This window comes from Curvibacter sp. GW821-FHT09D12, assembly GCF_059416245.1.
In genome coordinates, this window is the sequence record NZ_JBWKOU010000016.1 from 101,586 (window position 1) to 126,780 (window position 25,195).

Below are 25,195 nucleotides of genomic sequence, written 5' to 3' on the forward strand. Positions count from 1 at the left end.
TGAGACCTGACTCCATGAAGAAGTCCGTGATGTCCTGCATCTCCCCAATCAACACCCAAGCCGCCTGGCAACCCTGGTTGCGGCCCGTGGCCCGCGTGGTCATTGGGGCCCACCTGGCCCTGGCCCTCCAGCCCTTGAGCGCGCTGGCCCAGGAGCCCGGTGCGTCGGCCGACAACCCTGTGGCGCAGGCGCAGGTGCAGCGCCTGTTCCAATGGCAGCAAAAGCTCAACGTGGCGCAAGCCACCAAAGCCCAGGCCAGCCAGGCTGCCAGCAGCTCCAGTACCTCAACCGCAGCCAGCGATCGCACCGCACGCAACCTTGGCCGAGCCCAGGATCTGGTGCGCAGCCTGCGCCGCGCCAGTGGCGCCACTTCGGGGGGGACATCGACCGCCAAGGCGATGGCCACCCCCAGTCTGATCGCCAAGGCCGCCACCACTGTCGATGCTGAAACCCAAGCTCTGAGCAGCGCCCTCGACGCCATCGATGCCGACACCGACGCCGCGCTGGCCGAATTCCACCAGCTTCGCCAAGGCCTGATTCAGCAAGGCGTCTCCAACGACATCTTGCTGCGTCATGATCAGACCGAAGCCGAGCTGCAAAACCGGGCCACGACCTTGCGCTCGCTGATCCAGGCCTGGCGCACCGGGCCCAGCAGCACCAAGCTGGCGGCCATCAGCGACTACTTCGACCGCTACCCAGTTGGCAAAAAGCCGCTGGCCATCGATCCACAGAAGCTGCCCTGGAGCACGCCCAAGCCCAACACCCGTGCCCCCGCGACCACCAAAACCGCGTGGTTCCAAAACCTGTACGGCAAGGAAAGCGTTCGACTGGCCCAGGCCGGCGGCAGCGTCGGCCCCATCCAGTTCAACATCCCGCCCGCCCCTGGCGAGGCCCCCACGGCCGCCGACCTGGCACCCACCCCAGAGGTTCAGCTCACCGCCGCCATCCAGGCCCAAGCTCAGTCCTTGGGCAACAACCCGGTCAACATCCACAACTGGGTGCGCAACAATGTGGAATGGGTGCCCACCTGGGGCTCCATCCAAGGCGCGCAAGACACGCTGGACAAGAGACGAGGCAACGCCTTCGACATCGCCAGCCTGGAAATTGCCCTGCTGCGCGCGGCCAACATCCCGGCGCGTTTCCAGCTCGGCACGGTCGAGATCCCGGCCGCCCAGGCCATGAACTGGGTGGGCGGTGTTCAGAAGCCGGAGGCCGCTGTGGTGCTGCTCAACCAGGGGGGCATTGCGGCCACTGGCTTGAGCAACGGCGGCAGCATCCAGGCCATCCGCATGGAGCACGTCTGGGTGCAGGCCTATGTGAACTGGGCCCCGGGCCGGGGCAGCCAAAACGCCAGCGCGAATCAGCACGTCAACCCCAATGGTCCGTTGAATGCCTGGGTTCCGCTCGATGCGAGCTACAAGCAATACAGCTACGCACCCGGCATGGACCTTAAGACCGCCGTGCCGTTCGATGCCAATGCCTTGCTCCAGGCGGCCCAGCAAGGCGCCACGGTAAATCAAGCCCAAGGGTGGGTGCAAAACCTCAACCAAGCGGCGATCGCCAGCCAACTCAACAGCTACCAAACGCGGCTCAAGGCTTACATCGACAGTAGCCCGACCGGTACTGCCAGCATGGTGGGCGATGTGATCGGTAAAAAAATCATTGGGGAGACACTGCAAGCCTTGCTGCCAGAGGCAGCTCCCCTGAGTGTGGTCAGCCTTGGTAGCCAAGGGGCGCAGCTCCCGGCCCAACTGCAGCACCAGTTCACCTACAGCCTCAGCGACCCCAGCGGCAACCCCTTGCTGAGCTATACCGAAAAAACCAGCCAACTCACCGGCAAACGCCTGACCCTGAGCTACGTGCCTGCTGATCAGGCCAGCCTCGACCTCATCAACAGCTACCTGCCAAAGCCCCATGCCGATGGCTCACCCATCCAGCCCAGCGAGTTGCCAAGCAGCCTGCCGGGCTACCTGATCCGGCTCATTCCCCAAATCAATCTCGATGGCCAAGTGGTTGCCAAAAGCAGTCAAGCCATCGTGATGGGGACGGCTCTGCAAAGCACCGGCGGCTTTACTCAGCTGTACGACCCCACCCAATGGGACCTGAGCAGCGAAGAATCCAACCTGGCAGGCAACGCCACCGCCATCGGCATCAGTGCGGGTGGTGTCAGCGCAGCTCAACTCGATCACCTCAAGAGCCGGCTTACGCAGGCTCAGACCCAACTTCAAGCCCAAAACGTCTCAAACCTGACGGGCGAACAGATCAGCGGTGATCTGCTGAGCGCTGTCATTTGGAGCTGGTTCGCGGCCTCAGAAAGCCACAACCGCCAGAGCCAGAACCAAGGCGGTGTTGTGGAAAACCCCGGGTTGAGCTATGGCCTGTTCCACGCATCGGCCAGCCCGATCTACAGCTGGGGCGTGGCGCGCAAAGTGGTCTTCCCGGGGGTGAATATGGACATCGGGCATGTGCGCAACCTGACCTGGGCGAAAGACAGTGACAAAAGCAAGTGGGTGAACTACAACCGGATGCGGGGGCAGTACATGAGCACCCTTGAGCATGCAGTGCCTGAGAGGTTTTTCAATGATCCTAGTCAGTGCAATCTGCAGGGAGTCACAAACAAGGTTGCGGGCTTGCCGGACTGCCCGCAGGGAATCTCTGCAGTGAAGGCCTTGGGGATCGCAGCGGCCCAGGGGCAGAGAATTTACACGATCACGCAGAAGGTCTACAACGATAACCCTAACATCGTTAATACGGCCCTGTCCGCGCACAGTTTGGACACGCAGAGCCGGGTGCAGCAGGCGCTGGATGCAGGGTATGAGGTGACGGTTCATGATAGTCCGATTTCGGAAAGTGGCTGGACAGGGGCAGGGTACTCGGCGATTGATCCAGATACTGGGGCTGGTGGCTACAACATTGAGGGTGGGAGCAATGGTGGATATAAGGAGCATTTGGAGAGCGAGCCTGGTATGCGATTGCTTAATTTTTTCGGTGTAGGTGCCCCTCCAACGTCTTACGAAGCGCCCTTGTTGACTCCGATGTACAGCCAGATGGTTTTGGCAATCTATTCGGCGATAAATACAGTCTCTGAGATAGTCGACTGTTATAGATCGCAGATTGCAGATTCGATTTTGTTTATTATTCTTGCAATGGCTGTTGGGATTGTTGCCTCAGCTTTGACGGGAGGGACTTTGGGGCCGGCTGTTTTGGCCGCAACTAGCTTGCTTATTGCGACTGGTGCGAATGCATCTGTACCAAAAAAGCCGGAATGCGCCTTACCAGTTATGCGGCTGCAGCTTCAGGTTAGCCCTCGAGCCACAGGTACGCAAACCTTCGAAACATGGGGGCAGCCTATTGAAGGTGAGGTTGGCATTGGCGTGACAACTCGCCAAGTGAGAGATAAGATGGAAGAAATGTTTAACAATAGGCCTTCCTGGTTCCCTGGGGGGGTGGATTTGAGAGGAATGATTATATCTATGAGTATTTGTATAAAAAAGTATTCGATATTTGGAACGTCTGGTGCGCCACGAGAGCAGATATGCTCGCCTGAGCAGCGAAATTATAATGGACTGTATTATCGGCTTGATCTTGAGAACATCAATGGTGTTAATTTGAAGGAATGAGATGGATTGGCTTGGTCGATATGATTTTTTAATTGAAATGGCACGTCGAGGTGATTTTTATAAATTCAATATTTTCATAGATGAGCTCATGGATGCGGGGTTGTCGAGTCAAGAGCTTAAGGATTTTACTGCTCATATTGTCAAAAGCTACGATGGTGCCTCATGTCCAATAAGAGTGACAATATTATCCATGTTGCTTAAGTTGGATGAAGAAGTCGCCTACAAGGTAGCCAAGGATGGTTTGGAGGATGCATATGCATCATTTCGTTATCACGGGAGTTTGCTGCATCAGATAATATTCTGTATAGCGCGCCGCGATGATATAAAAATCGCTACATCTTCGATTGAGCATGATAAAAATATGAGAATTGCCTTTGCGTTGATGAATAATTTAAATGTTGAGGAGTTTGCTAGGCGCAATTGATGCAATGTGTTGCGCTTAATTGCGTAAGTGTTGATTTACATGCAAACTTGGGGGTGCGGGTAAAACTTGAGCTGATTTATGCCGCAAGTCCAAGGCATACACTGTACTCAACAGGGCTGAGAGAGCCAAGAGATATCTTGATTCGCTTCTTGTTGCACCAGCGGAGGTACGAGTCGACCACCGCAATGAATTTCTCAATGGTCGTTCCCTTCCAGTCCGGAGGATAGAACAATTCGTTCTTGAGGCGACCGAAGAACCCCTCGTTGGCGGCATTATTAGTCAACCCTGCCAAACCCTAGCAACCCGCATGAACATTGGCCCCGCAGGCCATTGCCTCAGCCCAGAACTCCCAATTTAATATTCACCACAGCCCAATTCCTAGGAGTTTTGCCTGAGGCCCGATCAACCATGACCGCTGACTTCTTCCGCAACCGCCTTGACCAGATGATTGATCTGCGCCACCCGTTGGCGGTGCTTGCCAACCGCATGCCCTGGCAAGAGGTGGAGGCCTCTTTGGCTCACCGGTTTGCACGCCAGGTGCGCGCCGGCAAGCGCATCGAGGACATGGATTTGTTCGGCCCCAAGGGCAACCTGATCGTCGGTGCCCGGGCCTTCCTCGGTAACCCGTATGACGGCCACACCCTCAACGAACAAATCGAGCAGGCCACCATCCTGATGCAGTCCACCGGCATCCAGCCCCAAACGGCCTTTGTGGACCTGGGCTATCGCGGGGTGGACAAAGACAACCCCGGCCTGAGCATCAAGCACCGGGGTCGATTCAAGAGCATGAGCGACAAGGACAAGACGTTGCTCAAGCGACGCCAGGCGATCGAGCCCATCATCGACCACCTCAAGGCCGATCACCGATTGAACCGCTGCCATCTCAAAGGGGCACAGGGAGACAGTCTGCACGCGGTGCTGTGCGCAGCGGGCTACAACCTGCGCTGGCTGTTGAGGATGATCGCAAAGAAGGGCATTGGCCCTTTTTTGCGCCTATCGGGGGCGGCTGAATGCACTCGGTTTATCTTGAACTGGCTGCGTCGTCTCTTCGATTTACGGACCAACCCCTTGCCTTTCGGTGGTGCTCAGGTTGAGGTTTGAATTTCTCAGGGACGACGAATTAAAGGCTATCGGCATGTGCATAAAATGCAAGGCTATCAAAGAAGCCGCACAACAGTGCGTTGCAAAGGGTGCGTAATGGTTGGTTTGTATAATGATGCAAATTTTATCGACTCATACGTCTTGTCTGTTCATGATGGCTTTTCGGCTAATGAGGGTATTGATCGAAATATTTGCCTGGCATATTCCACGGGTGATGCGTGGTCGGTGGAGAATATTGTAAAAACTCTTGATTATAGGCCGTGGATTGAAATTTCGGATGATGATCTTTTTTGTTGCGGATTTTCTGAGTTGGAGTCTTATTTAACAAAAGAAGCTTTTGTTTATTACATTCCCGCACTTCTGATATCAGCTGTGCGAAACATTGGGTCGGAATCAACTGGATTGCATGAAGTTCTTCTTCGTATGCTTCTTCCGTATGGCTATGAATTTTCGGATGTGTGGGATGCATTTGGCGATGGCCTTTTTGATCGGCCGTTAGATCTGGGTGCTTTAAATTCTATTGATCGATGTAAATATTTGCACGAGCATTTGAATGTTCATCGCCGTAAATGTGTTGGGTTTTTTGTTGAAAATATATTGAGTTACTATGGAATCTCTTCGAATTCGGATTTGATGCCACTCAAAAGTCGATTTCTTGGCTTTTGGTCTGGAGTAGATCGTTGATCGCGCGTTGGCCTGTTTGTTGTTTGTGATTCATTGGGGCGAAAGTGTGGCGTGGCAGCGGATATAGGAGCCTTGGCACGCTGGCCATCGATCCACAGAAACTGCCCTGGAGCACGCCCAAGCCCAACACCCGTGCCCCCGCGACCACCAAAACCGCATGGTTCCAAAACCTGTACGGCAAGGAAAGCGTTCGGCTGGCCCAGGCCAGCGGCAGCGTCGGCCCGATCCAGTTCAACATCTCGCCTGCCCCTGGCGAGGCCCCCACAGCTGCCGACCTGGCACCCACCCCAGAGGTTCAGCTCACCGCCGCCATCCAGGCCCAAGCTCAGTCCTTGGGCAACAACCCGGTCAATATCCGCAACTGGGTGCGAAACAATGTGGAATGGGTGCCCACCTGGGGTTCGATCCAAGGCGCCCAGGACACGCTCGACAAGAAACGAGGCAACGCCTTCGACATCGCAAGCCTGGAAATCGCTATGCTGCGCGCGGCCAACATTCTGGCTCGCTACCAGTTGGGCACGGTCGAGATCCCGGCCGCCCAGGCTATGAACTGGGTGGGCGGTGTTCAGAAGCCGGAGGCCGCTGTGATGCTGCTCAACCAGGGCGGCATTGCGGCCACTGGCTTGAGTAACGGGGGCAGCATCCAAGCCATCCGCATGGAGCACGTCTGGGTACAGGCCTACGTGAACTGGGCCCCGGGCCGAGGCAGTCAGAACGCCAGTGCCGGTCAGCACGTGAACCCCAACGGGCCGCTGAACGCCTGGGTGCCGCTGGATGCAAGCTATAAGCAGTACAGCTACGCGCCCGGCATGGACCTCAAGACCGCCGTGCCACTCGATGCAAACGCGTTGCTCCAGGCGGCCCAGCAAGGCGCCGCGGTGAACCCGGCCCAAGGCTGGGTGCAAAACCTCAACCAAGCGGCGATCGCCAGCCAACTCAACAGCTACCAGACGCGGCTCAAGTCATACATCGACAGTAGCTCGACCGGTACTGCCAGCACCGTGGGTGACGTGATCGGCAAAAAATTCATTGCGCAGACACTTCGCACCCTGCTGCCTGAGTCAGCTCCCCTGAGCGTGGTCAGCCTGGGTCGCCAAGGCGCGCAGCTTCCGGCCCAACTGCAGCACCAGTTCACCGACAGCCTCAGCGACCCTAGCGGCAACCCCTGGCTGAGCTATACCGAAAAAACCAGCCAACTGACCGGCAAACCCTGACCCTGAGCTACGAGCCCGCCGACTAGGCCAGCATTGGCCTCATTAACAGCTACCTGCCCAAGCCCCATGCCGATGGCTCGCCCATCCAACCCGGCGAGTTGCCAAGCAGTCCGGGGGTACCAGGGCTGGAGTGAATTGGAACTTGGCCATGCGTCCGGGCGAGCGCAGTGCGCTGGACAAGAACGGCCCAAGGTAATGCCTGGTCGACGAGATCGAGCGTATCAAGGCCCGCATCCGAGCCAGGGTGGAGCACCCGTTCACGGTCGTTAAGCGCCAGTTTGGGCACGTGAAGGCCCGTCACTGCGGGCTGGCAAGTGCACGGCGCAGTTGCACACGCTGTTTGCGCTGGCTAATTTGTGGATGGCCAAGGCCAAACTCATGGCAGTTGCGGCATGAGTGTTTCAGCTGCACGCCAAATCGGAGCGGGCGGCGCCGATTCCCGCTGGCAGTGGGCCTATCTGCGAAGTCAGATGGGGGTGACTCAGCGGCAATGCTCATGACCCGTCCACTGCCGCGTTCAACTCGTATTTGTTCAGGCCATCCCTAAAGCGTGCGCTTGTCTAAAGTAAATTGCTCCGATTTCCTTGAATGGAGACGGGAATCGAATTCTTTCGAGGGAATTCTTGAGGGTTGGATTCGTAATATTGATTCGTCATTTTGACCGTGATGCGGCTGGTTTCTCACGCTGCTGCGAGAGTGCTCGCCGCCCCTCAAATGCGATCGACCATGAACCCCAAACCTCACCAAAATTTGTCTCTCGATACACAAACAAACACTCCTGAAGCTCTGGCTGCAGCGCCTTCCAGTGCCGGTAGTGGCAAAGCCTTAAAAGCTACGGCGGCTGCTGCAGTTGGCAATTCCGGCACCAGCTTCTTTACTGACATTCTGGTCATGGGGGTGATCGCAGGTGTTGTTTCGTTAGGCGTGTCATACCTTTCGCCTAAATGGGTTGCGCCACCGAGCGACAGGTTGGCCATTGAAGACATTCTGGTGACGGTCAACTTCGACGCCATCGTCAAAGAGCAGATGCAGGCATTGACCGAGCGGGTGCGCAACGGTGACATCGAGGCCTCCGATATGCCGGCACGAACAGAGAAGTTCACGCTCGCGCTCATGGACAAGATCAACGCACAGGCAAGCGAGGGGAAGATCGTCATGCGGTCCGATCAGGTGCTTGCTGCACCAGCCAACATTCCAGACCTCACCGACAAGCTCCGCAAAGAGTTGCGCAGTGAAGGGGTCATGGAGCGCCGCAGCGAGGAATCATCCAAGTCCAAGGACGCAAAGTGACTTTTCCGGAGCCCACCGCGCCAGCAGTTCGACCCTGGCAAAGGTTCAAGCTGCTCCTGATCAATTGGGTCAAGTGGTTCATGGTCACCAACATCGTTTCCCTTGGATTCATCGTTTTGGGACTGTGGTTGCTTGGTGCTCATATCGGTCTCGATGTGCAACGCCTGATTGGTCAACCAGCTTGTATGCCCACCACGGTCTATCTGTGGCGCAACGGTATGCCAGGCCCTCCGAAGGTCGGTGAGTACGTCGTCGCTCGAATGCCGGATCGTGGCTACGCCATAGGGGCTAGGCCCGGGGATCGCATTGTCAAAAAGATCATGGCCGTCGCAGGTGACCAGGTGAAGGTCTCTGGCACCGAGTTGTTCATCAACGGCAAGCATGTCGATCGATTGTGGTTGGCCAAAAGCATCCCGGGTAAGGCACCAGGCGATTTCGATGTGGACATCACCTTGCAGGAGGGACAGCTGTTCCTCATGGGCACCACACAAGAGTCATTCGATTCCAGGTATTGGGGAGCAATTGAACGTGAACAAATCATCGGTAGCGCTATCCCTTTGTTTTAGCCTCATCGGGGCATTCGCGCATGCGGATCAGGCTTCCAACAAGGCCCCTTGGTTGAACAATGTGCCCAGCGAGGCCTCCATGAGCCGCGTAGAGCCCGCATTGAGGGAGCAGCAGGGGCAGGGCGCTGTAAGGGACATCCAGATGCTGGGCGGCGGTGAAAAGCCGTGGATGAAGGGCGTCACTGAGCGAGTGCAAAGCGTAGCCCCCAAGGGCGAGGCCGGTACAGGTGCAGACGACTTCGACATCCAGGTGTTCATCTCCACCGGGATGCCCGATGGTGTTTTGCGCGCCTTGTTCCAGCAGGCCCTCACCGAAAAGGATGTGAAACGTATTCGATTCGTGGTGCGTGGTTTTGAACCCCAGAAGGTTGGGGTTCTTCTGGGCAAGCTTCGCAAGCTGCTGCCCGATCCCTATCGGGATGACGTGCTTGTCGAGGTTGATCCCAATGCGTTTCGCACATACGCCATTGAGGCAGTCCCGGTCTTCCTGGTGAAGCAAGAGACCAAATGGTTCCAGGTCCGTGGCGTGGCCAGCCTTGATGGCGCCAGAGAAATTGCGCGCAAGCGTGGCAAGTACGTCCAGGGTGATCTCTTTCCGATCGCCGAGCCAGACATCCTGGCGGTCATCGAGGATCGCGCCAAAAAGTACGACTGGGAACCGGTGCTTCAACGTGCACGTGGGCGAATCGCACAGAACTTGCGACCCGGCTTCGACTTGCCCACGACCAACAAGGACTACACGACCCTGTTTACCCCCACATTCACGGCCCCTCACGACATCTCTGGTCCTGCACCGGGTGGTAAGGGGGAAGTTCTGATTGCTCGTGCTGGCCAGACCTTCGCGTTCCTCGACTACGCACGATTGCAGGTGCCTGTGATCATCTTCGACGCTGGCGACCCTCGTCAGATCAAGATGGTTGCGCAGTGGCTCAAGCGCGCTGAATACAAGGATGCAGATCTGTTTGTGGTGGGCAGAAGTGTCCAACCAAGCGATTCGCGAACCCCCATCACGCAAGACCTGAACAGGTACTTGAAGCGCCCCATCTACCCAATGCCCCAGCGCCTGAATGAGCGCTTTGGCGTAGAGGCAGTGCCAGCCATTGTTGAGCAGGAGGCGAGCAACCTGCGCATTCGCTATTTCAACCCGGAAGGGAAGGGGAAATGATCTTGTTCAAGCTCATCGTGCGGATCTGCGCCACGTGTCTGTTGTGCCTTGTCCTTTCATCACATGCGGCCCATGCCGATGATGGTTCAGTCACCAAGAACCTGTCCTGCAACAACTACAGCCCCTTGGAAACGATGTTCAAGGACGTGTGTTGGTCCGGGATGTTCCCATTTCGATTGATGGGCGCCACTTTCATGGACGGGAAGTCTGGTGTGCCAGAGGACGCGAATACCGACATTCTCTGCAAGTGCGGTGGCGATCTGAGCAAAGGGCAACTGCCTCGGATCGGCTTCACCCTGGGCTTTTGGGCTCCCTCGAAGATCATGGACGTGACTCGCAAGCCGTATTGCATGCCGTCTCTTGGTGGGGTCCAGCTCCCTTTCGGCGATGTCGAGTTTCTCAATGGGGGAACCAACTCTGGCCGGGGAGGGCGGGGAGACTATTTTGGCAACTGGGTGCTGTACTCCTTTCCCCTGATCTACATGCTGAGGTTGATTGACGATGGGGCGTGCCCGCCTGACGGCATGACTGAGTTCGACCTGCTGCAGGCCAGCCCCTCGTTTCCGAACTGGAACGATGTCCTCGGCCGCTACACGACATTCATCAACCCGGAGATGCTCCTATTCACCGGTGTGACATCGCTGGTTGCGCTGCCAATCGATGCTGTCAGCGCATCTGCGGGGAAGCCGATCAATGAGTTGTTCTGGACGGCTGGCGCCTGGGGCCCCATGTACCCCATCACGGGCTTCTACTACGGCAGTCAAAAGACGAAGCAAGACCCGGTGACGTTGAGCAGTCTGACCGCTGTGCGGGGCATCAGCTTGCTGCACCGGCTGGGCCTGCTCAACGAAACAATTGGCAAGTCGAACATGTGTGAGCGAAACCCGCGCTACGTCATCCGCAAGGATGCCTATCGATGGCAGTTCCTTGCACCTTCGCCTGAGACCAACGGCCCTATGCCAGGTGCTGCGCCACCAGCTGACACCACCTCTCAGGCGCGTGAGGTCAATCCGCCGTCTCGGTTTGGCTCTTGCAACCATGCCACGGGTGCCTCGTCAGCTGGCTGGGGCATGTGGCGAGATGTACCCGCGACCGGTGAAGACCATTCCTATCTGATTTTCCAATGGACTGATTGCTGCATTGGCATCACTCCCAACTGAAGCACCCAATGAAATCCAGCACAAGCACCGAGGGGCAGGGTTTTTCGCGTCACACTGCGCTCATCATTGGTGGACGCTTGATGGTGGCCTGGGCCATGTTTGGACTGCCCACCACTTCAATGTTCGCCTATGCGCAGGGCCTGCCGATTACGGCCTCAGATGACCAGCTCAAGGCTGCAGCGCAAGCTCGGACAGTGGACGACAACACTGCGGCCAAGCTCATGAACGATCGCGCAGCCAAGTTGATGAGAAGCCAGTACGACGCTGGTGCTGTGCGAACCCCCAAGCTGACAGAGGACACCACAACGTCGGTGCGTTTGCCCAAGATAGTCGATGACCCGGGTGACGCGGCTCGTGCTGCACAGGCGGCTGGGCGTATCCAGCAGCTCACTCGCCAGCAAATGGTGAACAGTGCCCAAAACGCAAACGGTATTGCTCAGGCGAATTACGGGCGCGTCGATGCTGCGAACAATCAACTCAATGACCAGCGCGTTGAGCCGGGTGTCAACCAAACATCTGGGACTCGGGTGAATATCACTGAGGTTATGCCTGGTTACTCCCCCAAGAAGGGGTACGAGCTGCGCCAACTCGGATCCACTCTGTATAGCAATCCGGAGCAAATGGAAGCCGTCGCGGCACAGAACCGCCGCAATCTTCGTCACGATGGATGCCGCAGAACCGATTTTGTGATGCAGTCGCGTCAGACCATCGAACTGGCGCCTGGATCTGCTGATCACCGCATTCTGAAAGTTGAGTTCTTTGACATCCAGAAGGTGGTCATTCCGAATACCAATCCGGTGCAGTATCAGACCATCACAGCACCAAGCACCTATAAGCGCGGGTCTGTGGATCTCCAGTATCAGACATTGGGCGGCACCAGCAATGTGATCTGGAAGCAGGTGGATGACACCTATGCCATTCGGTACACATACACGCCATTTACCCAGCCCAAGAGCCGAAATTACTTCACCTACAACCATGTCCTCGGGATATCGACTGGTGGAGCGATTCAGCGCATCCCCAATGCCATTGCCAGCTTCGGGACTCCGAGTGATGGGTGGAAGCCCGCGATCGGGTACTCGATCCCGTTGGGTGTGACTGCCGTCTACTTGTCTGCAGATCTTTATCAGACACAGGTCACGTATTCGGCACCGGCAGATGGTGTGCCCTGCGCGTCTGACCCTCCGCAGCAATGTGAGGTTTCTTCGATTGGCGGCGATCTGATCAGGTGGTGTCCAGGCAATCCTGGTGCGAACGTGGTCAACATGTACAACGACACAGCCAATCCCAGCCCTGACCGCTATGGCAAGGACGTTAACGACCAATCGGTAGCGAACGCTCAGCGAAAGGATTACTCAACAGATCTGGCAATTCGAGCTGGCGTGATCCGTGGCGTCAATGCGACCAACAGTGACAAGGCCAAAGAGTTGATCGGTTCATGCCGTCGAGACTCGGTATCGCACATCGAGCAAGTTCAGGGTGGGAGTTACGGCATCCCCGACATCCAGATGTGCTCGGAAACGTTGGTCAATCCGTTCCCGGATGGTTGCCAGGGGATCAAGCGAAGTTTCGGCCTCAGCTATGTCGGTGAGCAAAATTACATGACCGTCCAGGCCTTCAACAAGGTCAAGGTTGCGATCATGGACCCCAAGACCAACAAGCAGGTGGTGGATGCGCAGGGCTACCCCCTGTACACATACAGCAAGGTGCCGATCAACGTCTCGGGATCGCTGCGCACAGACTTTTCCATCATGGGCGCTGCTACCTGCCCTGCTGGTAGTAACTGCTCGACTGAGAAGCTGCCTGACGATCCGCGCGGCTCCTCGGAAGGAACTTACGTTGAGTATCAGCACATCCCCATGGGGGGCGACCCGAAGTTGTTTGTGGTCAACGGTGTGTACCCCCAAGGCGGCGCCACGGGCAATTTCACGGACTACGGAACCTCGGTGGGCTCTTGGACCCCTACAGGCACGCTTGTAGGAGATGGAACGCTCCACGAGGTCCGCCTGATGGCGAAGGTCTACAGCATCACGATCAACGAGTTCGCGGGGTGTCAACGTTACATGCAGTACGTAGCTGACGGGTACTGCCAGGGCGCCAAGTTGTCATGTACCGATACCGCAGCGACACGGACAGTTGGGGACGTAACATTCGGCCCAGGCCTGCCAAACCACGGCATTGTGGATTTGCTCAAGAAGTGGGGTACTGACGGCTCGGCCGTTGTCCCCACCGACTACCAAGATGGCGTGAGCGCTGATCCAAGTCCGAATGGTCCTCCGATCAGCATGTTGGATGACCAGATGTGCTGGCAGGCCGATGCGCAACCCTTCACGAGCTGCGCGACCATGGATGTCTCCTCAGGAGGCCTTCGTCAGTTCATGCGGGATGGCCAGAAGTGGGCGACAGATTGCAATGTGACGACAGACCAAAACGATGTTCCGCTTGAGACATCCCCGTCGTGCCGTCGTGATACCGCCCATGACGAATGCGATAACCGGTTCAAGGGTCTTTTCACCGGCCAGTGCTACAACCCTTCCATCGCATACGACTGCGGCATCACCAAGAACGTGCAGATCCCAGTTGTCGTGGAGGAGCAGGGGGACTCCTGTTCTGGTGCGATGAGATGCCTGGGCACTGAATGCCACAGACCGAATCTCTCTGGCACCGGCTCTGTCGATTTTGCAAAGTCAGCATCCGCAATGGAAGCCGTCAATCAGATGGTGAGCGAGATGGTCTGCGCCGAGACCGGTGAGGTGCCCACCAGTGTGGACCAAGCGTGCACGCCATACATCTTTGGCGGCAAGGCCATGTACTGCAAGATCCCCATTGGCTCCTCGATCGGGATTACCCCAAACTGCTGCAAGGAAGCCAGGAAGGGCGCAGCTGATGCGCCGAACTGGATGGACTACATGTCGGCCATGATCGGTCTGAACAAGCTGATCCGCTCAGGCCCAGTCCGCCAGGCCTTGGCTAACAGCGATGTCTATAACGGCCTATCCCACTCACTTGGGGAGATCTCAGCGCCGGTCACGGACCTCTACCAATCAGCCTCTGGTTGGGTGACCCAGAACATCACGTCCCCATTTCGAGCCGGTTTCGATGGTCTTTTCGGTTTGGATGCTCAATCGGATATCGCTCGGATTGGGTCTGACTCCGTTGTGAAGTCCGGTGCAATCGGAGACATGCTTAGAAGTTTCGAGCAAACGCTATATAGCGGTTTGAACGATGTCTTGCAGAAAATTGGCGGGGATCAGCTTTCTGGAATGATTTTCCAGCAAGTTCCTGGTGGAGCCGCAGGCCAACTCGAACTGACGCCCTTCCTTGAGGGTTTTCAAACAGTCATGATGGTCTATTCGATCGCGAAGATCATTGGCCACATCATCTTCGCTTGTAAACAAGAGGAGTTTGAGTGGGGTATGAATGACAAGTGGCGACTATGTACAGAAGTCGGTTCGTGTTGTTCAAAGAAGGTATTCTTGATTGGATGTGTTGAAAAACGCCAACTGTATTGCTGCTACAAGTCGATTGTTTCGAGAATTATTAGCACGCAAATCATGACCAAGAATTTGACAGGAAATCGGCCATTTGGATTCCGAACTGGACGAGGCCTCTTCGGTAACGTCACATCTATGGGTGGATGCGATGTGAATTGCGGTGGTTTCACGGCTTTGGAGTTGGCTGCTGTCGATTGGTCTAAAGTCGATTTGACAGAGTGGACTGATGTACTCGTAGAGGGGGGGATGCTGAATACAGCTGATCCGAGAACAAACTACGGAATCTCGAAGAACACAATTCAATCGTCCATGGCCATTACGAGAACGCCAGATGCCGCGAGTCAGTATGACAACAAAGTGCCAGCAGTCAAATCAGCGCAGGTGATGTCAGACAATATGGATAAGGTTATTGAATACAACCACGCGTTGAAGGATGATGTGTCAGAGCAGTGCTACGACCAGAACAAGAAGAAAATGCCTTTCACGTATCCTGGTTGCGATACAACCCCACCCTGATCGGGCTTCCATCAGCACGAGTTGGATGATTCGCTCATTTCCCCGAAAGGCCATCATTTAGGAAGTCTTTCGGGGGAAAAAATAAGGCCCTCATTCGTACCATAGGTCTTGCATTTCGCCCTCATTGAGGGCCCTTCTACGCAAGCCCTATGAACTACGCATTCAACCTCTGCCAATCCCTGGATTCCGTTGCAACGTGCCGGAAAGGGGAATGACATGGACCCGAGCTACCCACTGGTTGGTGGTGCACTCATCTGCACTGTCATCGCTGTCATCTTGGTTTCCTCCTCCAAGCCCGAGGGGCAAAGGCGCGAGGGTACGAAAGCACAGGGCACCTCACGACCCTCAGGATCCTCAGGTGGAGCTTCAATGGCCAGAAAAATGACTTTTGCTGGCTCCCCTGAAGATTTGGAAGAGCAGGCCCGCCTATCGAGCCTGCTGGTCCCGCCACCCGATGAGGTTCGTATCGAAGCAGTCGCACCCAAAAGTGACCCTGTGATTCGAGGTTAACGATATGCGGATGTCACGAGCGCTTACGGTCGTCCTGGGCGCAGTTGTTTGCATTTCAACTGCGGCTGCGGAGGATGGCGATCAGGTCGTCCAGGCGATCAAGGAATCGGTCCAAGACAACTCTCGCCTGAATGCATGCATCTTGCTGGCGCAGGCAAATGCCAGCAAGGATCGTGCTGCGCAGAAGAAGGCCATTGAAGCGGTCACAGGAAAGCTCAAGCATGAAGATGTGAACATGTTGAGAGCGCGCGCCGATGTCGCGCGGAAAGGCCTTTTTGGCTACCCCCAGGACACGAATCTGGCCTATCGGATGTACGCCAAAGCTGCCAAGTCTGCCGAGGCCGGATGGAATGCGGCGTTGATGCTGTATCAAAGGGATCCCAGTGGAGCCTCACAAACGGACGCCAAGGCCATCTTGGATGTGCTGCAGCAAAGTGGGGCATCAGCCATGAATTCACGGGGGATCATTGGCGGGTACTCGCACTACATCGCTGGTCGCTTGCTGGAATCTGGCCTGGTGGGCAAAGCAGACGAGAAGCAAGCATTCATCCACTATCGAGCTTCAGCAAGAAACGCCTACGTGCCAGGCGCGTACCACTACATGCGCCTGTTGATGCGCTCAGTGCCTAAACTGCCCGAAGCGGAGCGGGGCGTCGTTCTCCAAGAGATGAGGATGATGATCAATCGGTGGAAATGGCAGTCCCCCGAAATCATGCTGCTTGCCGGGGATGCCTATTCAGCGAGGTGGTATCCGGATACCCACGGGTTCATGGCCCAGTACCACTGGCGCATGGCCTCAAAGATGGGTTCGGCAGAAGAGATTGGCGATATCGCTGGCGCACTGAACACCCGCATCAAGAAACTGCCTCTAGAGATGGAAAAGCGCCTTGACGAATCCGTTGAGGCCGGGATGAGAAACACCATGCAGGTGAAGCACACACTTGAATATTCCGACCTTTGCGTTGAGTGAAATGAGAATCTCAAATTATCTATTCGGGGTATTCCTCCTCGGTTTGTCTTCTTTCGCTGGGGCGCAAGGGAATTCAATTAACTCGCCTGGAAGCTTTTTGAAGGGTAAAGAGGAAGGCTGGTTCTGGTATGAGGTAGAGCCCGAGCCTATCGAGCCAAAAGCGCCCGAACCAAAGAAGGTTGAGGCGGCAAAGGAAATGCCTACCATCATCAAGCTGGAGAAGCAAAAACCCAAGGCTTTGTCGGTTGAATGGTTCAATGCTGAGTATCCGAAAATATTGAATGCTGCGATTGACAATCCAACTGATGAAAACGTGAAGGCGTACCGGTACGCCACCAGGGTATTGCTCGATAAAGCGAGTAATTTCACGAGAACGTTTCAACGCCAGTCACTGCTAGATCCAATGCTGGACGAGTCCAATCGGATGCCATTTTCCAGCGCGATGCGCGGCGCTTTCATGCGAATGACGACCGAGCAGAAGAAGAAAGCCACTGATGTAGTCGCCAAAAAAGCGGGTCTTTGGGTCTTTCTGGATGACAAGTGCCCGTATTGCGCGATGCAGTACCCATTGGTGGCCCGTACAGCGAAGGAACGTGGCATCGAGGTGGTCTACATCACCCCTGATGGAAAACGGCCCTCGTGGATGCTCGGTGCCGACGAGGTTCGCAAAGACATGGGGCAGGGCCGCAACCTGAAGATCCAGGTGCGCCCAGCAGTAGCTCTGGTAATCCCGCCTGAGAAGGTCACCGTGCTCACCCAGGGGATGCTGTCACAGGATCTGCTTGAGGAACGAATTCTGGTCGCTGGGGATGCTGCCGGGTTGATCACTGGTGAAGTTCGCAAGCAAGCGTTTCCTGAAGAGCGGGGAATTCTTACACCCGAAGATATTAGAGAAATTGGGGAGTCCATACAGAAAGACCCCAAATCCATTGTTCCAGGTGCGCAAGAGCGGATTCAGAAGAGGTATTAATAATGACTGCCCAAATTCTTCGTCCCGTGTTGTCGAATGCCCGAATTCTAAGCCTCGTACTGTTTTCCACATTGTTTTTCATTCGGCCTAGTCCGGCTGAAGCGGGTCTGAAGGAGGCGATGAACTCAATGTTCATTTCAACCTCTACTGATCCACAGGTTTATAACTCTCAGAGATTGATGGGTGTATACGGCGGGGCAATATCACTCCGCAGTCCCGGCTCCAGCATCAGTGTCTTACAGTTTTCACCACCGAGAATCGATGCAGGATGTGGTGGGATTGACATGACCTTTGGCTCGTTCAGTTTCATCAACGGCGCTCAGTTTGAGCAGTTGATACGCTCGATCGCAGCAAACGCAACAGGCTTTGCAATCAAGGCGGCAATCAAGGGGATGTGTGCGCCCTGCGCTGAGATCATCGATAGCCTGTCCGATGCAATGAATTCGTTGAACGCAATGGCCAAAAATACCTGCGCAATTGCAACTGCGATGTACTCAGGAAATCTTGAGGATAAGTTGAAAGAGCAGGCCAGCCGATTTGGACAGGCTATGTCGAACGTTACCAATCGTGCCTCTGATTGGTATTCAAGCAATAGCAGGGCTCAGACTCAAACGTCAACCGAGACAGCAACAGGCGGTAGTCCGAATGGTAAGGATATGAATCCGATGTTGGGAAACATCGTCTACAAGGCAGCGAAGCAAACCATGCAGTCCGGTGCCAATACGTTGCGTGCATTCATGACAGAACGAGATGCAATCCAGATGGTGATGGGTTTGTTTGGCACCAATGTCATGCGCGCAAAGGATGACGGCGCTAAATGCGACGACGGAGCGTCTGATATCGGCTGTGACCTGCCTTCATTGCCATTCACAAAGACAATCACAGTGTGGGACCAAGTATTCAACCCACGCGGTACGACTGCTGGTGGACTCCAAGTCTACGAATGCCTCAATGAGTCCGATGGCTGCGACAAGATCCAGCCAAGAACGATTCCCTATTCTGAATGGGGGGGCGTCCAGGACACAATTAACAATGCGCTATATGGGACGACAACGCCAGAGACGCGATCGACGTGGACGGACAATTCAATTATTGGCTCATTTGCCAACAAACGTCCGTTGGGGAGCGGTAATCAGCTTGATGCCAGGTCGCAGCAGATTATTAATCTGTCGCCATTCCCCATCATGCCGTATTTGCTCGAAGTCCAGAAGATCCCCGGTGCTGCCGAACAGATTGGCGTAATTTTGGGGCAATTTCTGCCAAGGTACTTTTCATATCAGTTGGGAATTGAATTGTTGTCAACCGGCAATGCTGCATTCAATGCGCAGACAAAGGCAAACATGCCTGAGAGCTATGCGAATGAGTTGAACTCTAAAGCTCAAATGTTGATGAAATACAAGCCTGACCCTGCTGAAGCCAGCAATATGCTGAAGGGGATTTATGACTCTGTGGTTATCAATCAGAGAATAACGTCTTCGAAATTACGCGGAGCTACATCCCGCGAGCGCGATTAGAAGAGTCAGGTATTGAAATGAGCACATTTACCATCTACACAGTGTCCGATCCGATGGTGATCGGCAGTGCGATGACCTCTATGGCCATGTTTTTTGGCCAGGACTCTTGGGTTGCAGGAGCCATCAAGACAGGTCTAATCATCTCGCTAATTGTCATCTTGGCTCAGTCTGTTTCATCGCAGAAGCTTCGACTGGACGTGATGCTCCTGCAACTTTTGGTCGTATGGGTGATGTTCATTCCCAAAGCTACAGTGCAAATAGAGCAGTTCGATAACTCCGCTCCGCCGAGGGTGGTTGATGGCGTTCCATACGCCATAGCGCTTCCTGCGACGATGGCTGGTGCATTTGCGATGTACATGACACAAAAAATCGAAACGGTCATGGTCAACACGGATGGGAACTATTTGACAGTATCCGGAGATGTGAATCCATTTGCCCCAGCTCGCGTCCTGCTTTCCTTTACTGCCTGTGCTCAGACACCATTAGCTTGTCTCCCCCGAGATATAGTTGAAACATTGAGACTTGGTGTTCGTTATTGTGCTGGACCATCGCTTACCAGTTCTAACAATACGACCTTCGCGAAGTCGAATCATGTATTCTCTGATATTGCCGCCACCTTCACTCAACAAGGTAGCACTATCATCTACGACTCAACTAATCCCTACCTTTCGGGTGGCGGTGGTGGTCGTTCAGCATCCTGCGATGAAGCAAGAGCCTTCATTGCTGGCTATGAAGGTCAGGTGATTTCTGGAACACAGGCTGCAATCAATGATAATTTGACCGATCTCGCGCAGAGGGCAATGATCGTCAATAATAAAACGGCCACCCGTGCTTCTGGTCAGATTGATTTGAATCAGGCGTTGAACATGGTGAACATGTTGACTGATTCCTCAACTAGAGTTGATGAGTTGGCATTATTCAATGTGATGGCTTACTCTGTGGCCGATGCCTTCCAGGAGAATGCAGACTCGCCTATTGATACCTTGATCGCCGCGCGACGCGACACCAATCTCTTTGCATGGGCAAAGACCGAAGTAAACCAAGCCATGTTAATGAGTACGGCCGCCCCTAAATTCATGGATGTGCTCTTCTTTATTTTTGTTGCTTGTACACCGATCGTTATGTTCGTTGTAATTGCTAATCCATCAACAGGGCTCAAAGTCGCTGGGAGCTATGCGCTTTTTGGGTTGTGGACTCAAAGCTGGATTCCCATGATGGCAATCGTGACAGCTTGGTACCAGCGCGAATTACTTAGCATTGCCCCACCTGGTTTTGGCGTAATTCAAACTTCAAGTTCGATAACCTCTGAATACATGTCAACCATGATGCAACACGTTATGACAACGACGATTGCTGCGGGAAACATGATTCAGAATGCTCCATATCTGATGTTCGCAATATTGAGCGGTTCCATGTTTGCCATGAGCAACATGATTGGCAAGGCCATGCCGAGCGGTGGTGGGGCCGATCTTCAAGGGGGGGGATCTGGTTCCGGCAGTGGTGGCTTGAATGGAGGAAAGGGTGCTGCAGGTAGTCCAATCATGGCTCAACAAGCTGGGCTTATGTCAGCCTCAAATTTTCTTGCAGGAGGTATGGCAGACGGTAGTTCTGGACCACGTGCAGATGTTGGTGCGAATATTGGTGGTCTGGCTGACTTGAGTTCTGGTGGCGGGGTATCTATGGCCCAATCTGCTACACATGAAGCAAATGCGGCTACAAGAAATCAAATTGCCAAGTCTGCACAACAAAGCCTCTCCGACTTATCTAGCATGATTGAGTCGGGTGGCCTTTCAAAACACGGAGAGAAGCTCCAGTCGTATATGAGAAATCAGGGGTACGATGCGAGTTATAACGCCTCTGATAACTCCATCTCGATAAATGGGCAAAAGTTTTCTTTAGATTCAGCACAAGATAGAACGACCAAAGCATCTAAAGGTGGGCAAGCAGCAGTTAGTTTGCAAGCTGATGCATTGAAAGCTATTCCAAGTTTGAGTGGTGCGCTTGCTGGCGGCCTGGGCGCCGGGCCTGCTGCTGTAGCAGGTGGTTTTGCAGTAGGCCAAGCTGCAAGTGCAGTGGCTGCCGCAGCTGGTATCAAGTTGGGGGCAACTCTTTCAGGATTTCTTGCTACCGAAACTGCTGATTCTCAAAATGTAAAGCTTGCTGGTGGAATGAGCGCTGAGAAAAAGAATGCACAGCAACAAGGTGAAACATTCGCTTCTAAAGATGGTAAGACTGCGAGTGCAGGCTTTAGTGGCGGTGAGGGTGGCAATTACTCCAATATGGGGCAACGTGCTAAATCAATTTCGGATAATCTTACGAAACTTGCTTCACAGATGAAGAGCTTGGATGACTCGGACAAGATGTCAACATCCGCTTCAAACACTGCTTCTGGAGAAGCAGGCGTTAAAATTAAAGGTTCAGATGTAGTTCAGAACTGGAGTGATGCAACCCAAATGGCAAATGGTGGTCGTAACTCTGTCAATCAAAATGAAGCACAAGCTCGCGTGATGGATTCATTGGGTAACGCTATCGATCCAGCTAAACGGTCGCAGTTCGAATCTGCAATGTCTAATGAGTATCAAAAGCTTGCTCAGTCATTTGGATCTGGAGCTAGTAAAGATCAATTAGCTGCGGCTGCTGCTTGGCGAACATTGTCCCAACAAAGCGGTAGTGGAGATATGAATCAACGCATCGATGCTCTTAATGGAATGGCTCATATGGCTAAAGCAGCTGGTCTTGGTGATCTTACTCAGTCGTTGGGTGCGGCTGCTAAGGCAGCCACATTATCTGCTGCTGTCGGCAAGGCAATCATGGATCAGAAGGGTGAAGTCTCCTCTGCGGTAGGTAATGCCGTTTCACGCGTCGATTCAGGGCTTTCCGATACGAATGTTGCTGCGGTTCAGGGCGGAGTCGGAAAACTCATTGATAGTGGTGCTAACACTGCTCAAAGAAATATCGGATCGGCCGCCAGTGGTAATGCGGGAATGCCTGGAGAGCAGGCTGCAGCACGGTCCTCATTTGAGCGTGCCCATCCAGAAGGCAAGAATACGTATCCCGAGATGATCGAGGCTCAAAGAAGAGGGGTTGATGGCCAGGCTAAAATCAATCCTCAACCTGATGATGCACCCGCATATATTAAAAACACCACGGGTGCTGATGTGCCCATCGCTCGTTCAGAGGATGCGCGCGGTTCGAATAGCGTTCCACCTGCATCAAGCTCACATACCCCTTCAGCATCTACAGCGTCTGGTTCAAGTGTTTCTCCAGGCCTCATGCAAGGCGCTCTCAACGTCAGTGCCCCGGTAACTACCGAGTTAGCTCAAGTCCTGGGTAAGGCCAGCGATCTAGGGCTTGGTAGTGCAGGCAGCGTGGCTCAATTTGTCACAGTTCCATCATCTGGATCATCTGGCGATGGTCAACAGGCAACTCAGGTAGGAAAGCCGAATGCAATGTCGCCCTCATCGACTTCATCATCAAAACCAATAATACAGAAGCCCAACTAAATAACGGCCCCGAGGGGCCGTTATTTTATATGGGGCCAAAGCTGAAAAATAGATGTATTTCAGAGGTGTTCATCGTCAAACATATTTGCCTTGCCTTGTTCACTCGGGAGACCAGAGTAGAAGCGTACTTTTCTTATGTCGCTACTGTCGTTTGTGGAGGCATTTGATTTTGTGGCCTCCGCCTTTGATACTAATTCTGCGTAATGGCGAGAAAAGAAACCGGAAAGCTTATCGAGCCCGACCGATGCAATGAAAGCGGCTGTAATGAATCCGAATATCGAAAGTGCTTCAATCATAGTTTTCCCTTTGATTTATTATATTCTCTATCCTTTTTCTTTGCAATATTAATTTTCAAATTCTCGTGTTCCTGCAAATTAAAGTCGTAAACATCGAATCAATGTTCATGCGGGTTACAGCAGCTTACCGCCAAACGCTAATGAATCTAATGTTGTAAACATCTTTGATGTTTGCTGCCCGAGGCTTGCCGCGTCCCCTAACAGCTGAGGAACTATTTCCCGTTACATAAGGCATTGCCGAGATTCAACCACTGGTCTGCTTGAGCGCCGTAATGATCTCTTCTTTCAAAACCAAAAGACAAGGGCCAAACTCCTTGGCGACCTCCCGCATTGAGCTGGAGGTGGAGAGGCTCATGTTCAACACCAGTAACTGGTAATCCTCTACCACAAGGGGTGCTGCCACCGCCACCACCTCGGGTTGCCACGATGCGACACAAAAGCCATGCTTTTCGTGGTGCGTCAATGCCCGATCAACCCGCGGCCTAGCCTCTTGCCAGGACGAAGGTCGGAGCACGGAAATACGCTGATAAATGCCATCACGAGCGCCTTTGTCCAGCGAAGACAAGTAAGCGAATCCCAACGAGGTCAGTTCAACGGGGACCCGCTGGCCAGCGACCACGCTGCGCAAGGCGACCTTCCGGTTGTACCGAATGGACTCGAGATAAACCATCTCGTCTCGATCTGGCACCGCGAGACCGACATTGACCCGAAGGGCCTCCGCTGCCTTGCGCATCAAGGGTGCAGCCACCTGCATGACCTGCGAACCTGAGCGCATGGCATGGGCGAGGCTCAGTACCAGAGGGGCCAGGCGATAGGCCCGATGCGAACGATCGTGCTGCAACAGGCCACCCGACACCAGGGTCTGGGTCAGTCGGCTCACGGTCGCACGCGAGAGACCGGTGCGTTCAGCGATCTCACCGTTGCCGAGAAGATCCGCACCGGGGCGAAAAGCACGCAGGATCTCAATGCCCCGCTCCAACGACCGGTTGAGAACCGGGTCTTCATGGTGGCCCTTTCTTCCTTCAGCAGGGAGATCTGTCGTCATTTTGAAACCCTTTCATTTCCATTCAATGGAAATTAGTGGATGCAATTCTAAGCCCGGACGACTACGCTTCAAGGCCATCAGCCCACTTGCGTAAGCGCCCATCGGGACGCCAACGCAGAGGGCCAATAAGGAGACAAGAGACATGAAGAATCCCCATTTCTGCGACACCAAGCGACGCGGCCTGGCGCTGGCGCTCACGGCATCCGTGGCCTGCCTGGCGCCCTCTCTGGCCTGGGCCGGCTACCCGGAGCGCCCGATCCGCATCGTGGTCCCCTTCGCGCCCGGCGGCGGCACAGACCTGGTGGCACGCTCGATGTCCGTGCCCATGGGGCAGGACCTGGGTCAATCGGTGATCATCGACAACCGGCCTGGCGGCGCCACCATCATCGGAACCGATGCCGTGGCCAAGAGCGCCCCCGACGGCTACACCCTGGTCATGGCCACTCTGGCCCACGTGGTCAACCCCAGCATCCAGTCGAGGCTGCCGTATGTGTACGAGAAGGCGTTCACGCCGGTGATGCTGGTGGGAGTGTCACCCAATGTGCTGGTGGTCAACTCCAAGAGCCCCTTCAAGACCGTACAGGACATCATCAATGCGGCCAAAGCCAGCCCTGGCAAGCTGTCGTTTGCCTCACAAGGAGCGGGAACGTCGGCGCATCTGGCTGGTGAATTGTTCAAGAACCTCAGCAACACCCACATCCTGCACATCCCCTACCGCGGCGCCGGGCCTGCGCTCACGGATTTGATGGGCGGGCAGGTGGACATGATGTTTTCCACGGCCTCTGCTGTCGGCAACCTGGTCGAAAGCGGCAAGTTGCGCGCCATTGCAGTGACCACCGAAACACGGTCCAAGGCCCGCAACCTGGCCAATGTGCCCACCATTGCCGAGAGTGGCGTGCCGGGCTACGTGGCAGACAGCTGGTACGGCCTGTTTGCCCCGGCAGGCACACCCAAGGACGTTATCACCCGCCTGAATGCCGCCGCCAACAAGGCTGTCCAGACCGAATCCTTCAAAAAACAACTCGAAAACGAGGGCCTGGTCATCAAAGGCGGCCTGCCCCAGGACTTCGATGCCTACGCCAAACGCGAAGAGATCCGTTGGCGCAAGGTTGTGAAAGACAACAACATCACCGCAGATTGAGAACCAGCCACG

16 protein-coding genes and 3 pseudogenes are annotated in these 25,195 nt (G+C 54.7%); 16 read left to right on the forward strand and 3 right to left on the reverse strand.

The window, feature by feature from the left end; genetic code table 11:
• Nucleotides 1–14: 14 nt before the first annotated feature.
• Entirely contained in the window at nucleotides 15–3,620 is a 3,606-nt protein-coding gene (locus AC07PT_RS22295; RefSeq protein WP_494658151.1) for a transglutaminase-like domain-containing protein, read from the forward strand.
• Nucleotide 3,621: 1 nt separating this feature from the next.
• Nucleotides 3,622–4,044, forward strand: coding sequence for a hypothetical protein (locus AC07PT_RS22300; protein ID WP_494658152.1), 423 nt, complete (start codon nucleotides 3,622–3,624; stop codon nucleotides 4,042–4,044).
• 76 nt (nucleotides 4,045–4,120) lie between these two features.
• Here AC07PT_RS22300 and AC07PT_RS22305 read toward each other — a convergent pair.
• Nucleotides 4,121–4,321: pseudogene (locus AC07PT_RS22305) on the reverse strand (IS3 family transposase); the annotation flags it as partial.
• A gap of 314 nt (nucleotides 4,322–4,635) precedes the next feature.
• Between AC07PT_RS22305 and AC07PT_RS22310 the strand changes: the two are divergent.
• The 13 genes and pseudogenes from AC07PT_RS22310 to AC07PT_RS22370 form a co-directional block, all read left to right on the forward strand.
• Nucleotides 4,636–5,145, forward strand: a pseudogene (locus AC07PT_RS22310) (transposase); the annotation flags it as partial.
• Between the two features lie 45 nt (nucleotides 5,146–5,190).
• A complete protein-coding gene (locus AC07PT_RS22315) occupies nucleotides 5,191–5,829 on the forward strand; it encodes a hypothetical protein (protein ID WP_494658153.1) in 639 nt (212 codons plus the stop codon).
• Between the two features lie 44 nt (nucleotides 5,830–5,873).
• Entirely contained in the window at nucleotides 5,874–7,043 is a 1,170-nt protein-coding gene (locus tag AC07PT_RS22320; RefSeq protein ID WP_494658154.1) for a transglutaminase-like domain-containing protein, read from the forward strand.
• Between the two features lie 130 nt (nucleotides 7,044–7,173).
• Nucleotides 7,174–7,439, forward strand: a pseudogene (locus AC07PT_RS22325) (transposase); the annotation flags it as partial.
• 330 nt (nucleotides 7,440–7,769) lie between these two features.
• Nucleotides 7,770–8,333, forward strand: coding sequence for a TrbI F-type domain-containing protein (locus AC07PT_RS22330; protein ID WP_494658155.1), 564 nt, complete (start codon nucleotides 7,770–7,772; stop codon nucleotides 8,331–8,333).
• 80 nt (nucleotides 8,334–8,413) lie between these two features.
• Nucleotides 8,414–8,899 (forward strand): signal peptidase I, encoded by a 486-nt coding sequence (gene lepB, locus AC07PT_RS22335; RefSeq protein ID WP_494658156.1) that lies wholly within the window; start codon nucleotides 8,414–8,416, stop codon nucleotides 8,897–8,899.
• On the forward strand, nucleotides 8,862–10,064 hold the full coding sequence (locus AC07PT_RS22340; protein ID WP_494658157.1) for a TrbC family F-type conjugative pilus assembly protein: 1,203 nt from the start codon (nucleotides 8,862–8,864) through the stop codon (nucleotides 10,062–10,064). The genes lepB and AC07PT_RS22340 overlap by 38 nt, the downstream gene beginning before the upstream one ends.
• Entirely contained in the window at nucleotides 10,061–11,224 is a 1,164-nt protein-coding gene (locus AC07PT_RS22345) for a TraU family protein (RefSeq protein ID WP_494658158.1), read from the forward strand. Before AC07PT_RS22340 ends, AC07PT_RS22345 begins: the two co-directional genes overlap by 4 nt.
• Before the next feature lie 8 nt (nucleotides 11,225–11,232).
• Entirely contained in the window at nucleotides 11,233–15,234 is a 4,002-nt protein-coding gene (traN, locus tag AC07PT_RS22350) for a conjugal transfer protein TraN (protein ID WP_494658159.1), read from the forward strand.
• A gap of 520 nt (nucleotides 15,235–15,754) precedes the next feature.
• The gene (locus AC07PT_RS22355; protein ID WP_494658160.1) at nucleotides 15,755–16,714 is read left to right on the forward strand and encodes a hypothetical protein; all 960 of its coding nucleotides are present in this window, start codon (nucleotides 15,755–15,757) and stop codon (nucleotides 16,712–16,714) included.
• Nucleotides 16,686–17,684, forward strand: coding sequence for a conjugal transfer protein TraF (gene traF / locus AC07PT_RS22360; protein WP_494658161.1), 999 nt, complete (start codon nucleotides 16,686–16,688; stop codon nucleotides 17,682–17,684). Before AC07PT_RS22355 ends, traF begins: the two co-directional genes overlap by 29 nt.
• Nucleotides 17,685–17,686: 2 nt before the next feature.
• Nucleotides 17,687–19,198, forward strand: a complete 1,512-nt coding sequence (locus AC07PT_RS22365) for a conjugal transfer protein TraH (protein WP_494658162.1) — start codon at nucleotides 17,687–17,689, stop codon at nucleotides 19,196–19,198.
• Between the two features lie 17 nt (nucleotides 19,199–19,215).
• Nucleotides 19,216–22,701: a conjugal transfer protein TraG N-terminal domain-containing protein gene (locus AC07PT_RS22370; RefSeq protein ID WP_494658163.1), complete on the forward strand. Its 3,486-nt coding sequence runs from the start codon at nucleotides 19,216–19,218 to the stop codon at nucleotides 22,699–22,701.
• Nucleotides 22,702–22,760: 59 nt separating this feature from the next.
• Here the strand turns inward: AC07PT_RS22370 and AC07PT_RS22375 are convergent, their stop codons facing one another.
• The gene (locus AC07PT_RS22375; protein WP_494658164.1) at nucleotides 22,761–22,997 is read right to left on the reverse strand and encodes a hypothetical protein; all 237 of its coding nucleotides are present in this window, start codon (nucleotides 22,995–22,997) and stop codon (nucleotides 22,761–22,763) included.
• 244 nt (nucleotides 22,998–23,241) lie between these two features.
• Complete coding sequence (locus tag AC07PT_RS22380) at nucleotides 23,242–24,042, reverse strand: IclR family transcriptional regulator (protein ID WP_494658165.1); 801 nt, start codon at nucleotides 24,040–24,042, stop codon at nucleotides 23,242–23,244.
• A 142-nt stretch (nucleotides 24,043–24,184) separates the two neighbouring features.
• Between AC07PT_RS22380 and AC07PT_RS22385 the strand changes: the two genes are divergently transcribed.
• The gene (locus tag AC07PT_RS22385; RefSeq protein WP_494658166.1) at nucleotides 24,185–25,183 is read left to right on the forward strand and encodes a Bug family tripartite tricarboxylate transporter substrate binding protein; all 999 of its coding nucleotides are present in this window, start codon (nucleotides 24,185–24,187) and stop codon (nucleotides 25,181–25,183) included.
• Nucleotides 25,184–25,195: the final 12 nt, after the last annotated feature.

What these genes read in the sequence shown, in the direction of transcription:
- AC07PT_RS22295 (WP_494658151.1), top strand. Translation starts at nt 15, where the DNA reads ATGAAGAAGTCCGTGATGTCCTGCATCTCCCCAATCAACACCCAAGCC.
- AC07PT_RS22300 (WP_494658152.1), top strand. Translation starts at nt 3,622, where the DNA reads ATGGATTGGCTTGGTCGATATGATTTTTTAATTGAAATGGCACGTCGA.
- AC07PT_RS22315 (WP_494658153.1), top strand. Translation starts at nt 5,191, where the DNA reads ATGCAAGGCTATCAAAGAAGCCGCACAACAGTGCGTTGCAAAGGGTGC.
- AC07PT_RS22330 (WP_494658155.1), top strand. Translation starts at nt 7,770, where the DNA reads ATGAACCCCAAACCTCACCAAAATTTGTCTCTCGATACACAAACAAAC.
- lepB (WP_494658156.1), top strand. Translation starts at nt 8,414, where the DNA reads ATGGTCACCAACATCGTTTCCCTTGGATTCATCGTTTTGGGACTGTGG.
- AC07PT_RS22345 (WP_494658158.1), top strand. Translation starts at nt 10,061, where the DNA reads ATGATCTTGTTCAAGCTCATCGTGCGGATCTGCGCCACGTGTCTGTTG.
- traN (WP_494658159.1), top strand. Translation starts at nt 11,233, where the DNA reads ATGAAATCCAGCACAAGCACCGAGGGGCAGGGTTTTTCGCGTCACACT.
- AC07PT_RS22355 (WP_494658160.1), top strand. Translation starts at nt 15,755, where the DNA reads ATGTCACGAGCGCTTACGGTCGTCCTGGGCGCAGTTGTTTGCATTTCA.
- AC07PT_RS22365 (WP_494658162.1), top strand. Translation starts at nt 17,687, where the DNA reads ATGACTGCCCAAATTCTTCGTCCCGTGTTGTCGAATGCCCGAATTCTA.
- AC07PT_RS22370 (WP_494658163.1), top strand. Translation starts at nt 19,216, where the DNA reads ATGAGCACATTTACCATCTACACAGTGTCCGATCCGATGGTGATCGGC.
- AC07PT_RS22375 (WP_494658164.1), bottom strand. Translation starts at nt 22,997, where the DNA reads ATGATTGAAGCACTTTCGATATTCGGATTCATTACAGCCGCTTTCATT.
- AC07PT_RS22380 (WP_494658165.1), bottom strand. Translation starts at nt 24,042, where the DNA reads ATGACGACAGATCTCCCTGCTGAAGGAAGAAAGGGCCACCATGAAGAC.
- AC07PT_RS22385 (WP_494658166.1), top strand. Translation starts at nt 24,185, where the DNA reads ATGAAGAATCCCCATTTCTGCGACACCAAGCGACGCGGCCTGGCGCTG.